The sequence below is a fragment of the Amycolatopsis sp. NPDC047767 genome (assembly GCF_040704195.1).
GTDB lineage: Bacteria > Actinomycetota > Actinomycetes > Mycobacteriales > Pseudonocardiaceae > Amycolatopsis.
The window spans coordinates 140,550-158,018 of record NZ_JBEYSJ010000001.1 but is presented as its reverse complement, the minus strand read 5'-3'; the positions used below and the strand labels follow the sequence as shown (position 1 = coordinate 158,018).

At 69.3% G+C, this 17,469-nt stretch carries 18 protein-coding genes and 1 pseudogene; 10 read left to right on the top strand and 9 right to left on the bottom strand.

Annotation, left to right across the window (positions count from 1 at the left end):
* Positions 1-47: 47 nt before the first annotated feature.
* From AB0878_RS00720 to ugpC, 7 genes are all read left to right on the top strand, one after another.
* Positions 48-992, top strand: coding sequence for a sigma-70 family RNA polymerase sigma factor (locus AB0878_RS00720; protein WP_366575225.1), 945 nt, complete (start codon positions 48-50; stop codon positions 990-992).
* A gap of 58 nt (positions 993-1,050) precedes the next feature.
* Positions 1,051-1,950, top strand: a complete 900-nt coding sequence (locus AB0878_RS00715; RefSeq protein ID WP_366575223.1) for an alpha/beta hydrolase — start codon at positions 1,051-1,053, stop codon at positions 1,948-1,950.
* 96 nt (positions 1,951-2,046) lie between these two features.
* Positions 2,047-2,568, top strand: coding sequence for a general stress protein (locus AB0878_RS00710; RefSeq protein ID WP_366575924.1), 522 nt, complete (start codon positions 2,047-2,049; stop codon positions 2,566-2,568).
* 386 nt (positions 2,569-2,954) lie between these two features.
* Positions 2,955-4,271 (top strand): ABC transporter substrate-binding protein, encoded by a 1,317-nt coding sequence (locus AB0878_RS00705; protein ID WP_366575222.1) that lies wholly within the window; start codon positions 2,955-2,957, stop codon positions 4,269-4,271.
* Positions 4,268-5,257 (top strand): sugar ABC transporter permease, encoded by a 990-nt coding sequence (locus tag AB0878_RS00700; RefSeq protein WP_366575220.1) that lies wholly within the window; start codon positions 4,268-4,270, stop codon positions 5,255-5,257. The genes AB0878_RS00705 and AB0878_RS00700 overlap by 4 nt, the downstream gene beginning before the upstream one ends.
* Entirely contained in the window at positions 5,257-6,099 is an 843-nt protein-coding gene (locus AB0878_RS00695; RefSeq protein ID WP_366575219.1) for a carbohydrate ABC transporter permease, read from the top strand. Before AB0878_RS00700 ends, AB0878_RS00695 begins: the two co-directional genes overlap by 1 nt.
* A 3-nt stretch (positions 6,100-6,102) precedes the next feature.
* Positions 6,103-7,284 (top strand): sn-glycerol-3-phosphate ABC transporter ATP-binding protein UgpC, encoded by a 1,182-nt coding sequence (gene ugpC, locus AB0878_RS00690; protein WP_366575217.1) that lies wholly within the window; start codon positions 6,103-6,105, stop codon positions 7,282-7,284.
* Between the two features lie 55 nt (positions 7,285-7,339).
* Here ugpC and AB0878_RS00685 read toward each other — a convergent pair whose 3' ends face one another.
* Positions 7,340-8,254: a hypothetical protein gene (locus AB0878_RS00685; protein ID WP_366575215.1), complete on the bottom strand. Its 915-nt coding sequence runs from the start codon at positions 8,252-8,254 to the stop codon at positions 7,340-7,342.
* A gap of 226 nt (positions 8,255-8,480) precedes the next feature.
* On the opposite strand from AB0878_RS00685, the gene AB0878_RS00680 reads away from it, so the two are divergent.
* Positions 8,481-8,675 (top strand): PspC domain-containing protein, encoded by a 195-nt coding sequence (locus tag AB0878_RS00680; RefSeq protein WP_360583287.1) that lies wholly within the window; start codon positions 8,481-8,483, stop codon positions 8,673-8,675.
* A gap of 86 nt (positions 8,676-8,761) precedes the next feature.
* On the opposite strand, the gene AB0878_RS00675 is transcribed toward AB0878_RS00680, so the two are convergent.
* Positions 8,762-9,475, bottom strand: a complete 714-nt coding sequence (locus tag AB0878_RS00675) for a TetR/AcrR family transcriptional regulator (protein WP_366575213.1) — start codon at positions 9,473-9,475, stop codon at positions 8,762-8,764.
* 121 nt (positions 9,476-9,596) lie between these two features.
* Between AB0878_RS00675 and AB0878_RS00670 the strand changes: the two genes are divergently transcribed.
* Complete coding sequence (locus tag AB0878_RS00670; RefSeq protein ID WP_366575211.1) at positions 9,597-11,102, top strand: MFS transporter; 1,506 nt, start codon at positions 9,597-9,599, stop codon at positions 11,100-11,102.
* A gap of 103 nt (positions 11,103-11,205) precedes the next feature.
* A complete protein-coding gene (locus tag AB0878_RS00665) occupies positions 11,206-12,375 on the top strand; it encodes an alpha/beta fold hydrolase (protein ID WP_366575209.1) in 1,170 nt (389 codons plus the stop codon).
* A gap of 37 nt (positions 12,376-12,412) precedes the next feature.
* Here AB0878_RS00665 and AB0878_RS00660 read toward each other — a convergent pair whose 3' ends face one another.
* From AB0878_RS00660 to corA, 7 genes and pseudogenes are all read right to left on the bottom strand, one after another.
* Positions 12,413-12,973 carry a dihydrofolate reductase family protein gene (locus AB0878_RS00660; protein ID WP_366575207.1) on the bottom strand — a complete coding sequence of 187 codons (561 nt, stop codon included), beginning with the start codon at positions 12,971-12,973 and terminating at the stop codon, positions 12,413-12,415.
* Between the two features lies 1 nt (position 12,974).
* The gene (locus AB0878_RS00655; RefSeq protein ID WP_366575205.1) at positions 12,975-13,466 is read right to left on the bottom strand and encodes an SRPBCC domain-containing protein; all 492 of its coding nucleotides are present in this window, start codon (positions 13,464-13,466) and stop codon (positions 12,975-12,977) included.
* Positions 13,466-13,867 (bottom strand): metalloregulator ArsR/SmtB family transcription factor, encoded by a 402-nt coding sequence (locus tag AB0878_RS00650; protein WP_366575203.1) that lies wholly within the window; start codon positions 13,865-13,867, stop codon positions 13,466-13,468. Before AB0878_RS00650 ends, AB0878_RS00655 begins: the two co-directional genes overlap by 1 nt.
* A gap of 341 nt (positions 13,868-14,208) precedes the next feature.
* Positions 14,209-14,328 (bottom strand): annotated as a pseudogene (locus tag AB0878_RS00645) (ClpX C4-type zinc finger protein); the annotation flags it as partial.
* Between the two features lie 71 nt (positions 14,329-14,399).
* Positions 14,400-15,242, bottom strand: a complete 843-nt coding sequence (locus AB0878_RS00640; RefSeq protein WP_366575201.1) for a chromosome partitioning protein ParB — start codon at positions 15,240-15,242, stop codon at positions 14,400-14,402.
* Positions 15,239-15,892 (bottom strand): metallophosphoesterase, encoded by a 654-nt coding sequence (locus AB0878_RS00635; protein WP_366575199.1) that lies wholly within the window; start codon positions 15,890-15,892, stop codon positions 15,239-15,241. Before AB0878_RS00635 ends, AB0878_RS00640 begins: the two co-directional genes overlap by 4 nt.
* Positions 15,893-16,086: 194 nt before the next feature.
* A complete protein-coding gene (gene corA, locus AB0878_RS00630) occupies positions 16,087-17,175 on the bottom strand; it encodes a magnesium/cobalt transporter CorA (RefSeq protein ID WP_366575197.1) in 1,089 nt (362 codons plus the stop codon).
* Between the last annotated feature and the right edge of the window lie 294 nt (positions 17,176-17,469).

Sequence of the window (17,469 nt, the reverse complement as noted above, 5' to 3'; positions counted from 1 at the left end):
GCCCGAGTTCACGCGGAAGTGCACCGGACCGCTCGTACATTGGAGTGGTGAGCGAGCTTTCGGACGCCGAGCTGACGCGCGCCGCGCAGTCCGGTGACGTGACGGCGCTCGGTGTGCTCCTCGCGCGCCACGAAGCCGGCATGCGCGGCGTCGCGATCGCGCTCCTCGGCTACACCGCCGAGGCCGACGACGCCGTGCAGGACGCGGCCGTGGTGGCACTGCGGCGGATCGGCGACGTCCGCGACCCGGCCGCGGCCGGCGCGTGGCTGCGGATGGTGGTGCGCAACGCCTGCCGCGCGCGGCTTCGGTCCACACGCGACATTCCCGTCGCCGACGGCTGGGACCTCACCGCGTCGACGCTCGCCACTCCCGAGCAGCTGCTCGACGACCACGCCTTGCGCGACTGGGTCTGGCAGGCCGTCGAACAGCTCTCGCCGCCCGTGCGGATGGTGATGATCCTGCGGCACTTCTCGCTCGGCGTCACGTCGTACGAGCAGATCGCGCGAGCGCTCGGCGTCCCCGTCGGCACCGTGCGCAGCCGGCTGAACCACGGCCGCGCCAAGCTCGCCGAAGCACTGCGCGCCACCGCGGCTTCGGCCCACGACGACGCCGGCGCGCTCGTCGCCGGCAGCAAGCTCGACGCGCTGGACACCCTGGCCGCGGCCGAGCGCGGCGAGTTCACCCGGGTGCTCGCCGACCGGTGGGCCGAGGACGTCGTGCTCACCGCGGGTGACGTCCGCGGCGTGGGCCACGACTTCCTGCTGCGCGGCATGGAGGGCGATCTCGCTGCGGGCGTGCGCCAGCGACCGGTGCACGTCGTCGCGAGCCGTGACGTCGTGGTGTGGGAGATGGACCTGGTCAACCCGCCCGACGACCCGACGCACTGCCCGCCCGGCGTCGCCTGGCTGATGACGCTGGACGGCGGCCGCGTGTCGGAGCTGCGGCTCCACCACGCGCCTATGGTCGCCGTCACAGCGAACGGATCGAACTAACCGCCGCCGCTGCGCATCGTGCGGGTGTCCAGAACACCCGTACGAGACGGAGCACCCCGTGACCGACCCAGCTGTGACCGACCGACTTTCCCCCGGCACCCACACCGTCGAGCTCGACGGCCTCGCCCAGCGCTACCACGTGCACGGTTCCGGGCCCGTCCTGCTCGCGCACTCCGGTGGCCCCGGCGTCGACTGGGAGTACCTGCGCATGCCGGTCGTGGAGGAGCAGCTCACCGTCGTCTACCCGGAGCCGATCGGCACCGGCGGTTCGAGCCGGCTGGCCACGCACCCGGACGGCTACACCCGCGACCGCTACGTCCGTGCGGTCGTCGCGCTGCTCGACCACCTCGGGCTCGAGAAGACGCTCTTCCTCGGCCACTCCCACGGCGGGTTCGTCGCCCAGCGCCTCGCGCTGACACACCCCGAGCGCGTCTCCGGGATCGTGCTCTACGACAGCGCGCCCGTCGTCGGAGCAGAGCACGGTGAGGAGCTGATGCGTCAGCTGGAGGCGTACGCGGCCCGCTCCGAAGGCGACCGCGGTCTGCCGGACGTGCTCGCAGCGTTCCAGTCGATCGGCTCGATCTCGTCCGACGAGGACATGACCCGGGCCGTACGCGGGGTCCTGCCCGCGTACTTCGCCGACTTCCGCGCCCGCTTCGCCGAGTTCGGCCCGCTGCAGGATCAGGTCGGCGGCGTCTACATCTCCGGCCGCGACGCCGACGGCACCCCCGACCTGTTCGACGACCGTCCGGTGCTGACCACGATCGGGGTGCCGGCGCTCGTGGTCGTCGGCCGCTACGACGTGATCTGCGGCGTGCGCTGGGGCCGCGAGCTGCACGATGGGATCCCGGGATCGCAGCTCGTGGTCCTGGAGCACAGCGGGCACTTCGGCCACCTGGAGGAGCCCAGGCCGTTCGCCGACGCGGTGGCCGGTTTCGCGAAGGGGCTGGACCACTGACCCACCGCGGGTGAACGGCATTCACCAGTACGCGGTTCGCACGGTTCGCCGGTTCTTGACAAGATGGACCCCTCGGACCGGACGAGTACGCAGGTGATGATGGTGAGCAGTCCCTTTGGTGGTGGACGGCCGGCCGGGCCGCCGCGGCTCCCGACGCCGCCCACCGGCTGGCCGATCGGGTCGTACGGTACCTACGAGGAAGCCCAGCGCGCGGTGGACTTCCTGGCGGAGAGCGAGTTCGCGGTCACCGACGTGACGATCGTCGGCGTGGACCTGATGCTCGTGGAGCGCGTGATCGGCAGGCTCACGTGGGGCCGGGTCCTGGGCGCGGGCGCGATGTCCGGCGCGTGGTTCGGCTTGTTCGCCGGGCTGCTGCTGGGCCTGTTCGTGAACCAGGGCTTCGCGTTGCAATTGCTCACCGGGCTCGTGCTCGGTGTCCTTTCGGGTCTGTTGTTCGCGGGTATCGGCTACCGCGCGGCCCGCGGGCGCCGTGACTTCTCGTCGGCGAGCCAATTGGTGGCCGGCCGTTACGACGTGCTGTGCCAGCCGCGTTCGGCCGAACAGGGGCGGGAACTGCTCTCGAAGCTCGCGTTGAAGCCGCCACCCGCCACCGCCTGACGCCCGTTCTCCACTGCCCGGCGCCGCATCCCCGTGGTGCCGGGCAGTGAAGAAGAAGGGGCCGATTAGGGGCCTTCCTAGGCCGAATTCGGGTTGTGCCGATGGCGAATTCGTGCTGAGTCACCCGAATGGAAGCACTCCCGGTCCACAGTTCGCCCCAATAATTCCGGCGTTTCGCGCTGCACAAGCCTGAATCGTTACGGATACTGCTTGCGGGGTGTGATCGCCGGGCATAGGTTGTCCGACACCAGTCGGGCGGCCGCGTCCTCCAGCGCGACCGACCGAGCACTAGCACGTCGGGGTGCTGGCGCGACTCGCCTCATCGCGTCGTGATGCCTGGGGGCGTCACGGTAACCGGCGTGCGCGGGTGAGGAGGCTTTTGTTCGATGGGGAAGAAGAGGCTACGGGGTCGCTCGCCCGCCCGAACGGGCGCGCTGCTGGCCGCCGGATTGATGACCACGGGTCTGCTCGCCGCGTGTGGCACGGGCGGGGGACCGATGAAGATCAACGTGTACTACGCGCCTGAGGACAATTTCCAGACCGTTGTCGACAACTGCAACAAAGCCGCGAACGGGCGCTACGAAATCGTCTACAACAAACTCCAGCGCGGTGCCGACGACCAGCGAATCCAGATGGCGCGCCGGCTCGCCGCCGGTGACACCTCGATGGACATCCTCGGGCTCGACGTGACGTGGGTGTCGGAGTTCGCCGAGGCCGGCTGGGCGGAGGAGTGGACGGGCCAGAACAAGGCCGCCGCGTCCGACGGTGTGCTGCAGGGCCCGCTCGAGACGGCCACCTACGAGGGAAAGCTCTACGCCGCACCGAAGAACACCAACGTGCAGCTGCTCTGGTACGACGACCGCATCACCCCGAACCCACCGAAGACGTGGGACGAGATGATGCAGATGTCGCAGCAGCTCAAGCAGGAGAAGAAGCCGTACAGCATCGTCTTCACCGGTGCGCAGTACGAAGGCCTGGTCGTCATCTACAACACGCTCGTCGAATCGCTCGGCGGCCACATCCTGTCCGACGACGGCAAGTCCGTGGTGATGGACCAGGGCGCGGTCGACGCGCTGGCGCTGCTCAAGCAGGTCACGTCGTCGGGCATCACGGACCCGTCGCTGACCAACCAGAAGGAGGACGACGTCCGCCAGACGTTCCAGCGCGGCAACGCCGCGTTCGAGCTGAATTGGCCGTTCGTCTACGCCTCCTACGCCGAGGAGAAGCCGCAGGACCTGTCGCACTTCAAGTGGGCGGTCTACCCGGAGGCGAAGGCCGGCATGCCGGCGAAGACGACCATCGGTGGTTACGACCTCGCGGTGAGCACGTATTCGCAGCACAAGCCCGAGGCGTTCGAAGCCGCGTTGTGCTTGCGCAGCGCGGAGAACCAGAAGTTCTCGGCCATCAACGACGGTGTGCCGCCGACCATCGAATCGGTGTACCACAACGACGTTCCGCTCGACCCGTCGAAGCCGGCGTCGAACGACAACCCCAACATGGCCATCAAGTACCCGATGCGCGACACCATCCTCGACGCGTTGAAGACCGCCGCGGTGCGCCCGCTTTCCCCGGCGTACCAGAACGCGTCCACGGTCATGTCGAAGATCCTGTCGCCGCCTTCGGAGATCGACCCGCCCGTGACGGCGCAGCAGCTGCGGGAACAACTCAGTGACGCGCTCCAGTCGAAGGGAGTGATCCCGTGACCGTCCAGGACCCCTCAACCGGCACCGCCGACCCCGCCGAACCCACCGGCGCACCACCGGCCGCGCACGAGGCCGTGAGCCACCGCAAGGGAAAACCCGTTCTCAGCGAGGGGAAGAAGGCCGAACGACGGCTGGGCCTGTGGCTCTGCGCGCCGGCGTTCCTCGTGATGATCGCGGTGACGGGCTACCCGATCGTCTACTCGATCTGGCTTTCGCTGCAGCGCTACGACCTGAGGTTCCCGGCGCAGCAGGAGTTCATCGGGTTCGCGAACTACGGCGCCGTGCTCACCAGCTCCTACTGGTGGACGGCGTTCGGCACCACGATGTTCCTGACCGTGGTGTCGGTGGCGATCGAGTTCGCGCTCGGCATGGCGCTCGCGCTGATCATGCACCGCACGCTCGTGGGCCGCGGGCTCGTGCGCACCGTCGCCTTGATCCCGTACGGCATCGTCACGGTCGTGGCGGCGTTCTCGTGGTACTTCGCGTGGACGCCGGAGACCGGTTACCTCGCGAACGCCCTCGGTGAAGGCGCGGCGCCGCTCACCGAGCAGTGGCCGTCGCTGTTCATCATCATCCTCGCCGAGGTGTGGAAGACCACGCCGTTCATGGCGCTGCTGCTGATGGCCGGCCTCGCGCTGGTGCCGGAGGACCTGCTCAAGGCCGCGGCGATGGACGGCGCGAGCGCGTGGCAGCGGTTCACCAAGGTGATGCTGCCGGTGATGAAGCCCGCGATCCTCGTGGCGCTGCTGTTCCGCACGCTCGACGCGTTCCGCATCTTCGACAACATCTACGTGCTCACGAACGGAGCGCAGGATACGGGGTCGGTGTCGATGATGACCTACGACAACCTGGTCAAGGGTCTCAACCTCGGCATCGGGTCCACGATGGCCGTGCTGATCTTCATCACGGTGGCGATCATCGCGTTCCTCTTCATCAAGGTGTTCGGCACCGCCGCACCCGGCACGGACGACGGGGGTAAACGCTGATGGCCATCGGTGGTGCGGTCACGACCGGCCGCAAAGTGAGGTGGGGCCTCGTCGACATCCTCGTCGTGGCCTTCGCGCTGATCCCCGTGCTGTGGATCATCTCCCTGTCCTTCAAGACGAAGGACACGCTCAACGACGGCAGCTTCTGGCCCCAGCAGTGGACGCTGAAGAACTACGCCGACATCTTCCAGACGTCGGAGTTCCTGCGGGCCTTGGTGAACTCGATCGGCATCGCGGTGATCTCCACGGTGATCGCGGTGGTGCTGGGCACGATGGCGGCCTACGCCATCGCGCGCCTCGAGTTCCCCGGGAAGCAGCTGCTCGTGGGGCTTTCCCTGCTGATCGCGATGTTCCCGCAGGTCTCGCTCGTCACGCCGCTGTTCAACATCGAGCGCAACCTGGGCCTGTTCGACACGTGGATGGGGCTGATCCTGCCCTACATCACGTTCGCCCTGCCGCTTTCGATCTACACGCTCTCGGCGTTCTTCCGGGAGATCCCGTGGGAGCTCGAAAAGGCGGCGAAGATGGACGGCGCGACGCCGGCCCAGGCCTTCCGGAAGGTGATTGCGCCGCTGGCTGCGCCGGGCGTGTTCACCACGGCGATCCTGGTGTTCATCTTCTGCTGGAACGACTTCCTGTTCGCCATCTCGCTGACGTCCACCACGGCGTCGCGCACGGTGCCGGCCGCGTTGTCGTTCTTCACCGGGTCTTCGCAGTTCGAGGACCCGACGGGTCAGGTGAGCGCGGCCGCGGTCGTGATCACCATCCCGATCATCCTGTTCGTGTTGTTCTTCCAGCGTCGCATCGTGGCGGGGCTGACGTCCGGTGCGGTGAAGGGCTGAGCCATGGCTGAAATCGTCCTCGACAAAGTTTCGAAGCGTTACCCCGACGGTGCGCTCGCGGTGTCCGAAGTGGACATCACGATCGCGGACGGCGAGTTCATCATCCTCGTCGGCCCGTCCGGCTGCGGGAAGTCGACCACGCTCAACATGGTGGCCGGGCTGGAGGACATCTCGTCCGGCGAGCTGCGCATCGACGGCAAGCGCGTGAACGAGCGGGCGCCGAAGGACCGTGACATCGCGATGGTGTTCCAGTCCTACGCGCTCTACCCGCACATGAGCGTGCGCGAGAACATGGCGTTCCCGCTGCGACTGGCCAAGGTGGACGACGCGACGGTGCGCGCGAAGGTGGAGGAGGCGGCGAAGATCCTCGACCTCACCGCGCACCTGGACCGCAAGCCGTCGAACCTCTCCGGTGGCCAGCGCCAGCGCGTGGCGATGGGGCGCGCGATCGTGCGCAACCCCAAGGCGTTCCTGATGGACGAACCACTGTCCAACCTGGACGCTAAGCTGCGCGGGCAGATGCGCACGTCGGTGTCGAAGATCCAGAAGCAGCTGGGCACGACCACGCTGTACGTGACCCACGACCAGACCGAGGCCATGACGCTGGGCGACCGCGTGGTGGTGCTGCGGGCCGGGTACGTGCAGCAGATCGGCTCGCCGCAGTTCCTCTACGACAACCCGGCGAACCTGTTCGTGGCCGGCTTCATCGGCTCGCCGTCGATGAACTTCGTCCCGGCGACGCTGGAGAACGGCGAGCTGCACAGCCCGCTGGGCACCACGCCGCTCACCGACCGCGTCCGCCGCATGGCCGAGGCCGCCAACGCCCCGCGCGAGGTGATCGCCGGCATCCGGCCGGAGAACTTCGAGGACGCGTCGCTCGTCGACGCCGCCCAGCGCGGTGCGGGTTCCACGTTCACCGCGCACATCGACGTGCTGGAGTCGATGGGCTCGGAGAAGTTCGCGCACTTCACGGTGGAAGGCGAGGTGGCCACGTCGGCCGAGCTCGCCGAGCTGGCCGCCGACAGTGGTTCCGCCGACGTGCCGGGCGCCGCGTCGCTCATCGTGGCCCGGCTGTCGGCCGAGTCGCAGGCCGCGGAGAACGCGGACCTGGAGATCTGGTTCGACGCGGACAAGGTCAAGCTGTTCGACCCGAGCAACGGCCGGAACCTGACCTACCAGGACTAGGTTCCCGACCCGGAGGCCCCTTCACGCTCAGCGCGGGAAGGGGCCTTCGTCGTGCTCAGGGGATCTTCGCGAACACCAGCGCCGCGACCTGGCTCGCGGTGGGGCACGCGGCCGCGCCGCTCGAACCGCTCGTGTCCACCACGCTCACCACCGCCTGCTCGCCGCGCCCCGGGGTGTCCGGCGACGGCTGCGTGGTCGTCAGGTGGCAGAACGCGCCGTCGGTGCTCTGGCGCGCCGTGCGGCCGCCGAGGGTTTCGGTCGCGCCGGTGGGGGCTTGTTTCTGCACGGAGAACGCGACGCTCACCGTGCCGCGGATGCAGGAGTGGCCCGACAACCCGGCCGACGGTTGCGTGCCGGCTCCGGCGATCGCGTCGAGCTCGTGGACGTTGAGCAGCGCGCACGGGTCCACGCGGCCCCACGAACGGTCGGGGAACTGGTGGTGGCGCACCTTGCCGCCGCTCGCGGCGGCGAGGACCCCGCCCACCACGGCGTCGGCGTCGGAACAGCGGTCGGCCGACGCACCGGCGCCTTCGCCGTCGGTCACGGCGACGTTGAGGCGGATGCCGTCGGCGAACGTCACCACGCGCGAGCACGTCTTGTCGGGCGTGAAACCGGCCTGCTGCACGGCGACGCCGTCGGGGAGCGGGCCCGAGTACTCGTACGGCTTCACGTTCGGGTCGGCGTCGGCCGCCAGCGGGCCCACGCTCACCGTGTGCTGGCGCCCGCTGCGCACGTAATCGGTGCGGCAGTCGGTGAACGACGAGTCGGGGTCGTCGGCCGTCGCGCCGCGCAGGCGGGAGACGTCGAGCAGGCTGCAGTAGTCGAGCGTGGTGAAGTCGCCGAGCGCCGCCACAGCCGTCATCGGCGAGGGGGCTTGCGAAACGGGCGCGGGGGCGGCCGCCGAGGAACAGCCGGCGAGCAGCAGCGCGCCACCGAGCGCGACGACAACAGGTCCGAAGGGGGAGCGCACGGGGTGCAGTATCACCACGAATCGCGCGAAAAATCAGCCCTGACAGGGAAATCCCACACCGCGCTGTGGTGTTCGCGCAGGTCAGCGTCGTGAAATCGAACGCCGGCGCGAGCGTGGCGAGAAGACGGGCCCGGGCCCTTAGGGGTCCGAATCGTCCCGGGGAGCGATGTGCCCGCGGCGCGGTCCTGGTGTCCTGGAGTCACTGACCCAACGGGAGGGGACCACGATGACCGCACCTGTCACGCAGAGGCTGAGCCGCCCGCGCAACGACCGCATGATCGGCGGCGTGTGCGCCGGGCTCGCCCGCCGCTTCGGCACCACGCCGGGCAAGGTCCGCGTGCTCGCGCTGCTGTCCTGCCTGCTGCCCGGCCCGCAGTTCGTCGCGTACCTGATTCTGTGGGCCATCATGCCCAGCGAGTGACCCTGCCTTTGCGCGCCCCAATGCGGCGTTCGGTGCGTTGAGCGCACCGAACGCCGCGTTGGGGCGTTCGGTGCCGCGAGCGGGACTTACTGCTTCGGGCGAGGGATGGGCGGCGTCGCCGGGTGGGGGTGGCGGGGCTGGCGCCACGCGCACATCGCCTGGTCGATCTCATCCTGGTCGAGCCCGGGGTGCGGCAGCGCCGTCGCGCGGCCCGGCTCGGCGCGCAGGCCGTCGAGGATCAGGGCGAGGCAGCGGCGCCACAGGTGCGGCTCGACGGCGCTGGTGTACTCGATCGCCGCGCCGACCATCTGGTGGATGAGCGGCAGGTCGGTGGGCACGAGGTCCGCCCGCAGCTGGCCGGACTCCTGCGCGCGCTCCATCACCCGCGTGATGAGCGGCACCATGTGCGCCTTCACCTCGGCCACGTGCTCGTGGCCGAACGCCTTGGACAGCATGATCTCCCGCAGCCCGCGGTCCGCGGAGTGCAGCTCGACCGTGCGCCACACGAAGTCGACGAAGCCGTCCCACGGGTCTTCGGCGCCCAGCGCCTGCTCCGCGAGGTCGGCGATTTCCTGCAGCCGCTCGACGAACATCGCCTCGACCAGGTGTTCCTTGCTGGGGAATCGCCGGTAGACGGTGCCGACGCCCAGACCGGCGTGGTGTGCGACGTCGTCGAGCGTCGCCTCCAGCCCGCGTTTGCCGAAGACGGCGCGAGCGGCTTCGAGGATGCGCCTGCGGTTGAGCTCGGCGTCACGCCGCAGCGGCCGCGCCGGTGCGGCGGGAGCAGCGTCCCGTGTCATGACGCCCAGGTTACCAAAAGAAGTCGAGACACTGTCTCCGGTTTTTGTGTACCTTGGGTCGAGTAAGGGGAGGTATCTACTCCACATAGCGCTGTGATCACTATCCGTGAGGGAAATCCGCATGCCTGACTCGACGGCCACGCTCGAGCGTCCGGGGGAGGACGCGCCGAGCCACGCCCAGAACCCGCACCATTCCAGACGCTGGGCCATCCTCGTGGTGATCGGCCTGGCCCAGCTGATGGTGGTGCTCGACGCCACCGTCGTGAACATCGCGCTGCCTTCGGCGCAGGTCGACCTCGGCTTCTCCAACGACGCCCGCCAGTGGGTCGTCACCGCGTACGCGCTCGCGTTCGGCAGCCTGCTGCTGCTCGGCGGCCGGCTCGCGGACCTGTTCGGCCGCAAGAACGCGTTGCTCGTGGGCCTCGCCGGCTTCGCCGCGGTGTCCGCGATCGGCGGCGCGGCGAGCAGCATCGAGATGCTGCTCATCGCCCGCGCGGCGCAGGGGGTGTTCGGCGCGCTGCTCGCGCCGGCCGCGCTTTCCTTGCTCACCACCACGTTCACCGACCCGAAGGAACGCGGCCGCGCCTTCGGCGTGTTCGGCGCGATCGGCGGTGGCGGTGCCGCCGTCGGCCTGCTGCTCGGCGGTGTGCTCACCGAGTACCTCGACTGGCGCTGGTGCATGTTCGTGAACATCGTGTTCGCGGTCATCGCCTTCATCGGCGGCGCCCTGCTGCTGCGCCGCCAGGAGTCCGACGGCCCGCGCCCGAAGCTCGACCTGCCGGGCACGATCAGCGCGTCGGCCGGTCTGTTCGCCCTCGTCTACGGCTTCTCCAACGCCGAGCACGACTCGTGGGGCTCGGTCTCCGTGTGGGGCTTCCTCGCGGCGGGGCTGGCGCTGCTGGCGACGTTCGTCGTGCTGCAGCAGCGCGTGAAGCACCCGTTGCTGCCGATGCGCGTCCTGCTCGACCGCGACCGCGGCGGCTCGTACATCGCGATGTTCCTCATCGCCATCGGGATGTTCTCTATCTTCCTGTTCCTCACGTTCTACGTCCAGCAGAACCTGAAGTTCACGCCCATCGAGAGCGGCTTCGGCTTCCTGCCGATGGTCGCCACGCTGATGGCTGCCGCCACCACTGCGACAAGCGTGCTGCTGCCGCGCTTCGGGCCCAAACCGCTGGTGCCCACGGGCATGCTGATCGCCGCCGGCGGCCTGCTGTGGCTGAGCGCGATCGACGTCGACAGCACGTACGTCGGGGGAGTGCTGGGGCCGCTCATGGTGCTCGGTGTGGGCATCGGGCTGTCGATGGCGCCGGCGATGAGCGTCGCGACGTTCGGGGTCGAGCTGCACGACGCGGGCGTCGCGTCGGCCACGGTCAACACGATGCAGCAGGTCGGCGGCTCGATCGGCACCGCGCTGCTGAGCACCCTCGCGGGCAACGCGGCGACGTCCTTCCTGGCCGGGCGCACGCCCACCCCGCAGCTCGCCGCGGCGGCCGCCGTGCACAGCTACACCACGGCGTTCACCTGGGCCGCGGTCATCTTCGCGGCCGGCGCCGTGATCACCGGCCTGCTGCTGCGCCCAGGTGCGCCTCGCGGCGCGGCCGTGGTGCCGGCGGTTCACGTGTGATCACTGATCGGGGGTGAACGGTCCCTTCCCGGCTCGGCCGGGGAGGGACCGTTCGTTTTTCAATGCCGGTAACCCGTGTCGTGGCGTGCCCGACTGACCGGGCATGACGGATCCGGCGAAGGTGTTCTTCAGCGATCCCGGCTACGACGGCCAGTTCACGCGCACGCTCAACGCCGCGGTGGTGCACGCGGCCGACCTCGGCGAGGCGTTCGCGACGGCGCGCGGCGTCGGCAAGCTTTCCGGCGGCGGCTGGTACGACGCGTGGTCGGCCCCGGCGGATCGGGCCCGGGTGGCGGCGGACTCGGCGCTGGCGGCGGGTGACCGCGTGAGCGCGCGGCACGCGTTCCTGCGCGCGAGCGAGTACTTCCGCCAGGCGTACTTCTTCATCCGGTCCGATGTGGACGATCCGCGGCTGCAAACGGCCTACCGTGGTCACGTCGAGGCGTTCGCCGACGCCGTGAAGCTCCTCGAACACCCGGCCGAGGCGGTGCGGATCCCGTACGAGGACACGACTCTGCACGGCTACTTCTTCGCGCCGCACGCCTCCGATACACCGCGGCCCACCGTCGTGCTGCCGTGCGGCTACGACTCCACGGCCGAGTCCGGCTGGCTCGACGTGCCCGCCGCCGTCGACCGCGGTTACAACGTGCTCGTCTTCGACGGCCCCGGGCAAGGCGAGACGCTCTACGTCCAGCACCGGTACCTGCGCCACGACTTCGAACACGTGCTCACCCCCGTCCTCGACTGGCTGCTCGACCGGCCCGAGGCCGACCCGGCGAAGGTGGTGCTCGTGGGCCGGTCGTTCGCCGGCTACCTGGCCCCGCGCGCCGCGACCGCCGAGCACCGGATCGCCGCTCTCGTGTGCGACCCGGCGCAGCCGGACCTGGGCGCGCGGGTGCCGTCCGGTGCCGCGGCGCTGGCGGCCGCACCCGTGGTGCGCGTGCAGATGCGCCGCAACGCCGACCGCGCGGAGTTCTTCCGCGCCCGGATGGCGGCGCACGGCCTCGACTCCGTCCGCGAGTACTTCGCCGAGCTGCGCCGCTTCACGATGCTGGCCGACGCGGCGAACATCACCTGCCCGGCCCTGCTCGTGGAGTCGGAACACGACTTCACGGCCGGCGGCGGACCGCAGCTGCGCGACGCGTTGACCACAAATGCCCAGGTCGTGCAGCTCACCGCGGCCGAAGGCGCCGACGGCCACTGCGCCGGCCTCGGCCAGCAGGTGTGGACGGGCACCGTCTACCCGTGGCTGCGAAAGACGCTGGCCGCTTGATCGAGCCATTGGACGGGTCCGGCCATGTCCTGGAGGCTCAGGTCGCGACGCGATACCGGAGATGCACGACGCCGTTGTCGAATCGGCGCTCATCGAGGAGTTCCAGATCGGCGCGAACGTCACTGGGCATCGCCGGCTTTCCGCCGCCGATGATGCTGGGCCAGACGAACAGCCGGCACTCGTCGACCAACCCGGCCGTGAACGCCTGCGCCGCCAGGTGTGCGCCCCCCACGGTGAGATCGCTGGTGGCTGAGGCCTTCATCGCGCGCACCGAATCAGCATCGAAGCGTTTTTCGAGCCGGGTCTTGGCGGTTGACGCCGCGGCCAGTGTCGTGGAGTAGACGACTTTGTCCGCCGCTTGCCAGGCGGTCGCGAAGTCGGCGGTGAGGCCGGACTGCGCGGCGAGGGCGGCGTCGGTTTCCCAAGGGGCCATCGTTTCGTACAGCCGGCGTCCATAGAGGAACGTGCCCACGGCACGGATGAGGTCGGTGGTGGCCGCGAACACGTCGTCGTTGTGCGGGTACAGGTTGAAGGCGCCGTGTTTGTCCTCGATGTACCCGTCGAGAGACATGTTCGTCACGTAGATCAGCTTGGCCATGTCACAACACCTCGACGCTCGACGGCGAGGTGCGGGTACCGATCAGAGCGGCGTCCAGCTTGGTCAACGCTTCGCGCCAACCCTGCTCGGCATTGCCGGTCTGGTGCCGGGGGAGCCACTGGCGGATCTCGAGTCGCGTCCGCCCGTCGGCCTCGTCGGAGAACTCGACCCGGAGTCTCGTCTCGAACGGCTCGATGCCGTCCGGGAGCTGACCGGTGACGTGCATGCGGCCGTCGAGGAGCTCGCCGTCGGTGACGTCTGTGAGCTCGACGTAGACGTGGACCCGAATGCCGGGATCGGCTGGGGAGACCTCCGTCCATCGCTGGTGGCCGCCCGGGCGCACGTCGAAGTCGATCTCCTTGCGCGGCAACGAATTGCCGATCGGGCCCCACCAGGCCACGAAGTGGTCCGGCTCGGTGAAGGCTCGGTAGACGAGCTCCCGCGGCGCGTCGAGCACGCGCGAGATGTCGATCTGCGGGGGTTCTGCCTGCATCAGGGCTCCTTGTGGTCCGAGGCCGTGTCGGTGGGCGTTGTGGGGTCGCCCTCCGTCGAGTCCGTTGCGCGTTCAGCGGCCTGCACGGCGGCGAGGTGCGCGTCGAGGCGGGTGAGCGACGTGTCCCAGAACTTCCGGTAGCGCTCGATCCAGTCGGCCGCCTCGCGCAGCGGGGCAGCTTCGAGGTGGCTCGCGCGCCACTTGCCGGAACGCGTCCGCGAGATGAGCGTGGCGCGTTCGAGCACCTTCAGATGTCGCGATACCGCCGGCATCGAGATGGCGAGAGGCGCGGTGAGCTCGGTGACCGTGGCATCGCGCTCGGCCAGTTCGGCGAGGATCGCCCGCCGAGTCGGGTCCGCGAGTGCCGAGAAGACGGCGCTGAGCTGATCGGTGCCGGCCACTCCCGCCTCCCATACATTTAACCAACACGTTAAACGTATGGGAGGGGAGCGAGGTCCGTCAAGGCAGCTGCGTGCGCCGATGGGCCTGAGGCCGACGATCGACCCATGGCTCACTTGTCGGCTGAGAACCGTTCCCACGCCGACTGCCGCGTCACGCCCAGTGCTTCACCGATGCGCGCCCAGGCGACGCCGCGCGAACGCAGCAGATCCACCTGCGCCTGGATGCGTGCGTCGGCCTGGGCGCTCACCATGGCCATGCGCGGGATGCTCTGCAGGATCTCGTCGTCGGACTTCCGTTCCCACAGCGTGACTTCCGGTGTGGCCGGCTCGTGCTGCCCGGCGAGGATCTCGCCGCACAGGCCCACGCAGCCGTCGCAGATGTACACACCGGAGCCGGAGATGAGTTTGCCGACCTCGTCGGCGGGCTTGAGGCAGAAGGAGCAGTAGCTGTCGTCGGTCATCGCGGGACCTCCCCAGGAGCGTGTCAGGACTGCCCTGACGCTAGCGACGTCAGGGCGATCCTGACAAGAGCTCAGTGGCGACGAGAGCGCAGTGCCTCGATCACGTCGTCGTCCCAGCGGTGGGTGCGGATGAGCCGGTACCGCTCGGCGGCGACCCACAGGTAGGCCTCGGCGTCGGTGCGGTCGCCGACCAGGTCGGCCTGGCGCAGCATGCCGGTGACGGGCGTGAACTCCTCGTCGAACCAGCGCTGCGCGAGCTTGGCGCGGTCGGTGAAGCGGCCCTCGTCCTGCATGAGCCGGAAGCCCCAGGCTTCCACGTGCTCGCCGAGCTGCGCGTAGTCCCACGGGTCCGACATGATCACCGACGCCCGCGCGTGGCCGGTCAGCGGCACGCGTTCGAGGAACAGCCGTCGGTAGTCCTTCACGATCAGGTCGCCGCGGTAGCGGATGCCGGTGGGGTTGAGCTTCGTGCGCACCACCGTGACCTGGGCCTCTATTGTGGACACACCCTGCGCGTGGGCGACGGACACGCGGTGGTGGCCGTCGATGATGAAGTGCAGCTCGCCCACGCGGTACACCTCGATCGGCGGGATCGCCTCCCCGCGGCGGGCCGCGAGCGCGAGCCGTTCCCAGCGTTCGCGCACGCGCCCGGACGTCGGGCGGAAGCGGCGGTCGAAGTCGCGGCTGCGGTCCACCGTGCCCACGATCGAATCCAAAGTGATCACTCGCAGCCCGATGCGCGACTCGCCCGCGTAACCCAGCGCGTCGACGACTTCGTGGAACGGCAGCATGATGTTCACGTCGTCGGGCTCGCGGCGCAGCCAGGTGGACAGTCGCGAAAGGACCTGGCCGCGACGGGCACGCAGGAAGTCGTGTTCGGCGTCGGCGCGAGGGAAACCCGTGGGTCTGGTCATCGCGGGAACTCCATGATCCGGTGGCCCACCACGTTGCGCACGCGGGTGGTGCCGACCACGCGGTCGGGCACCGGTTCGCCGTGCGGGTGGATGTGGCCGTGCAGCAGCCAGCTCGGCCGCAGCGTGGCGATCGTGCGGTGCAGGCAGGCGAAACCGCGGTGTGGTGGGTCTTCGCGGTCCCCGAGGTGCAGCGGAGGGGAGTGGGTGAGCAGCACATCGACCTCGCGCCCGTCACGGCGGCGCCGCCACTTCGCGCGCCGCTCCAGCCCGCGGGCGCGGCGCGACTGCTGGCGCTGCGTCCACTGGTTCGGGCCGTCGTTGTAGCGGATCGAGCCGCCGAGCCCGGCGAACCGGAGGCCGGCGACGTCGACCACGCGTCCGTCGGCGTTGATCCCGCCCGCGGGGCCGGGCCACTCGGTCGGGAAACCGTCCTTCATGGACAGTCCGCCGTACCGGGTGTAGCCGCTCAGGTCGGGATCGTGGTTGCCCGGCACGAACACGCACGGCACGTCGAGCGCGCCGGCGAGGAATTCGAGGTAGTCGTAGGGCAGGTCACCGGCGGCGACGACGAGGTCGACGTCGAGCGAGCGGACCGCACCGGTCCACAACCGCTCGTCGACCTCGTCGGCCACCACCAGCGCCTTGGGCATGCGCCCAGGGTAAGGCCTGGTGGCGTCACTTCATGCCGTGCGAGAACCCCGGGTTGAGGCTGATCACGGTGACGATGCCGAGGATCCAGACGATCCCGAGGGCCAGGGCCCAGAACTTGAGGTTGGTCAGCAAACGAGGCATGGGGGTGCTCCTGTAGCGCTACCGGGTGAAGGAACGGGGACCGCGTGGCGGCCTAGAGCCAGCCGTTCTTCCGGAATATTCGGTACAGGAGCAAGCAGATCGCGAAGATCACCGTGACCGCGATCGGGTAGCCGAACTTCCAGTGCAGCTCGGGCATGTAGTCGAAGTTCATGCCGTAGATCCCCGCGCCCATCGTGGGCACGGTGATGATCGCCGCCCACGCGGTGATCTTGCGCATGTCGGTGTTCTGCTGCAGCGAGATCTTCGCGACGGTGGCGTCGACCAGGGTGCTCAGCAGCTCGTCGAACGCGGCCACGCGCTCGGACACCGTCACGAGGTGGTCAGCGACGTCGCGGAAGTACGAACGCACCTCGTCGGGCACCAGCCGCGTGTAGCCCTCGGCCAGACGCGAGACGGGCGTGGCGAGCGGCAGCACGGCGCGGCGCAGCTCCAGCACTTCCCGCTTCATCAGGTAGATCTGCTCGGCGCTCACCAGTGAACGCGGCGCGAAGACCTGCGCCTCGATCTCGTCGATGTCGGACTCGATGCGGCTGGAGACCTCGAGGTAGTGGTCGACCACGTGGTCGGCGATGGCGTGGACCACCGCGGCCGGGCCGAGGCTCAGGCGCTCGTGGTCGTCGTCCATGTCGCGGCGCAGCCGGGCGAGACCGGAGTGGTTGCCGTGGCGCACGGTGATCACGAAGTCGCGGCCGAGGAACACCATGAGCTCGCCGGTCTCGACGATCTCGTTGGCTGTGGTCGGCGACTCGTGCTCCACGTAGCGGACGGTCTTGAGCACCAGGAAGAGCGTGTCGTCGTAGCGCTCGAGCTTCGGGCGCTGGTGGGCTTCGAGCGCGTCTTCGACGGCCAGCTCGTGGAGCCCGAACGTGTCGGCGATGCCCTGGATCTGCTCTCCGTCCGGTTCGTGCAGTCCGATCCAGACGAACCCCGCGTGCCGCTTGCGCACCTCTTTGATGGCCTCGGAATGCGTCCAGCGGCCGGGCAACCGAGCGCCGTCGACGTACACCGCGCAGTCGACGACGTACGCCGACAAGGGCACGGGGATGGGCCGCTCGAGCATCGGCTTGGTGCGGCTGCCGCCGCGGCCGCGAAGGCCTCCGAGGGAGGGGATGGCAGGCATGGGATCTCCTGGGCTGGCGTCGTGGTGGAACCCGAAGACGACGGCCAGGCGGACTTCAGCGTCCGTCCGGCATCACCGGCGTTCCCTGTTCGCCGGACCTACCAGGAGAAAAATCGGCCGGCCGGCTGGGCGGGAACGCTGGGACTACTAGGGAGCGGACTATCGCCACTACTCATGGGGCGTTCCTCACCTCCTTCGGGCCGGCGCGATCGTGAGACGCGGAGAGTGGTGGGGCTCGCGTTGACGCACGAACACCAATGGTCGAGGGTACTCCTCACCACCGGTGAGTGTCGC

Coding starts and splice junctions, on each gene's coding strand:
- AB0878_RS00710 (WP_366575924.1), top strand. CDS start 2,047: ATGATGGTGAGCAGTCCCTTTGGTGGTGGACGGCCGGCCGGGCCGCCG.
- AB0878_RS00705 (WP_366575222.1), top strand. CDS start 2,955: ATGGGGAAGAAGAGGCTACGGGGTCGCTCGCCCGCCCGAACGGGCGCG.
- AB0878_RS00695 (WP_366575219.1), top strand. CDS start 5,257: ATGGCCATCGGTGGTGCGGTCACGACCGGCCGCAAAGTGAGGTGGGGC.
- ugpC (WP_366575217.1), top strand. CDS start 6,103: ATGGCTGAAATCGTCCTCGACAAAGTTTCGAAGCGTTACCCCGACGGT.
- AB0878_RS00680 (WP_360583287.1), top strand. CDS start 8,481: ATGACCGCACCTGTCACGCAGAGGCTGAGCCGCCCGCGCAACGACCGC.
- AB0878_RS00675 (WP_366575213.1), bottom strand. CDS start 9,475: ATGACACGGGACGCTGCTCCCGCCGCACCGGCGCGGCCGCTGCGGCGT.
- AB0878_RS00670 (WP_366575211.1), top strand. CDS start 9,597: ATGCCTGACTCGACGGCCACGCTCGAGCGTCCGGGGGAGGACGCGCCG.
- AB0878_RS00665 (WP_366575209.1), top strand. CDS start 11,206: ATGACGGATCCGGCGAAGGTGTTCTTCAGCGATCCCGGCTACGACGGC.
- AB0878_RS00660 (WP_366575207.1), bottom strand. CDS start 12,973: ATGGCCAAGCTGATCTACGTGACGAACATGTCTCTCGACGGGTACATC.
- AB0878_RS00655 (WP_366575205.1), bottom strand. CDS start 13,466: ATGCAGGCAGAACCCCCGCAGATCGACATCTCGCGCGTGCTCGACGCG.
- AB0878_RS00640 (WP_366575201.1), bottom strand. CDS start 15,242: ATGACCAGACCCACGGGTTTCCCTCGCGCCGACGCCGAACACGACTTC.
- AB0878_RS00635 (WP_366575199.1), bottom strand. CDS start 15,892: ATGCCCAAGGCGCTGGTGGTGGCCGACGAGGTCGACGAGCGGTTGTGG.
- corA (WP_366575197.1), bottom strand. CDS start 17,175: ATGCCTGCCATCCCCTCCCTCGGAGGCCTTCGCGGCCGCGGCGGCAGC.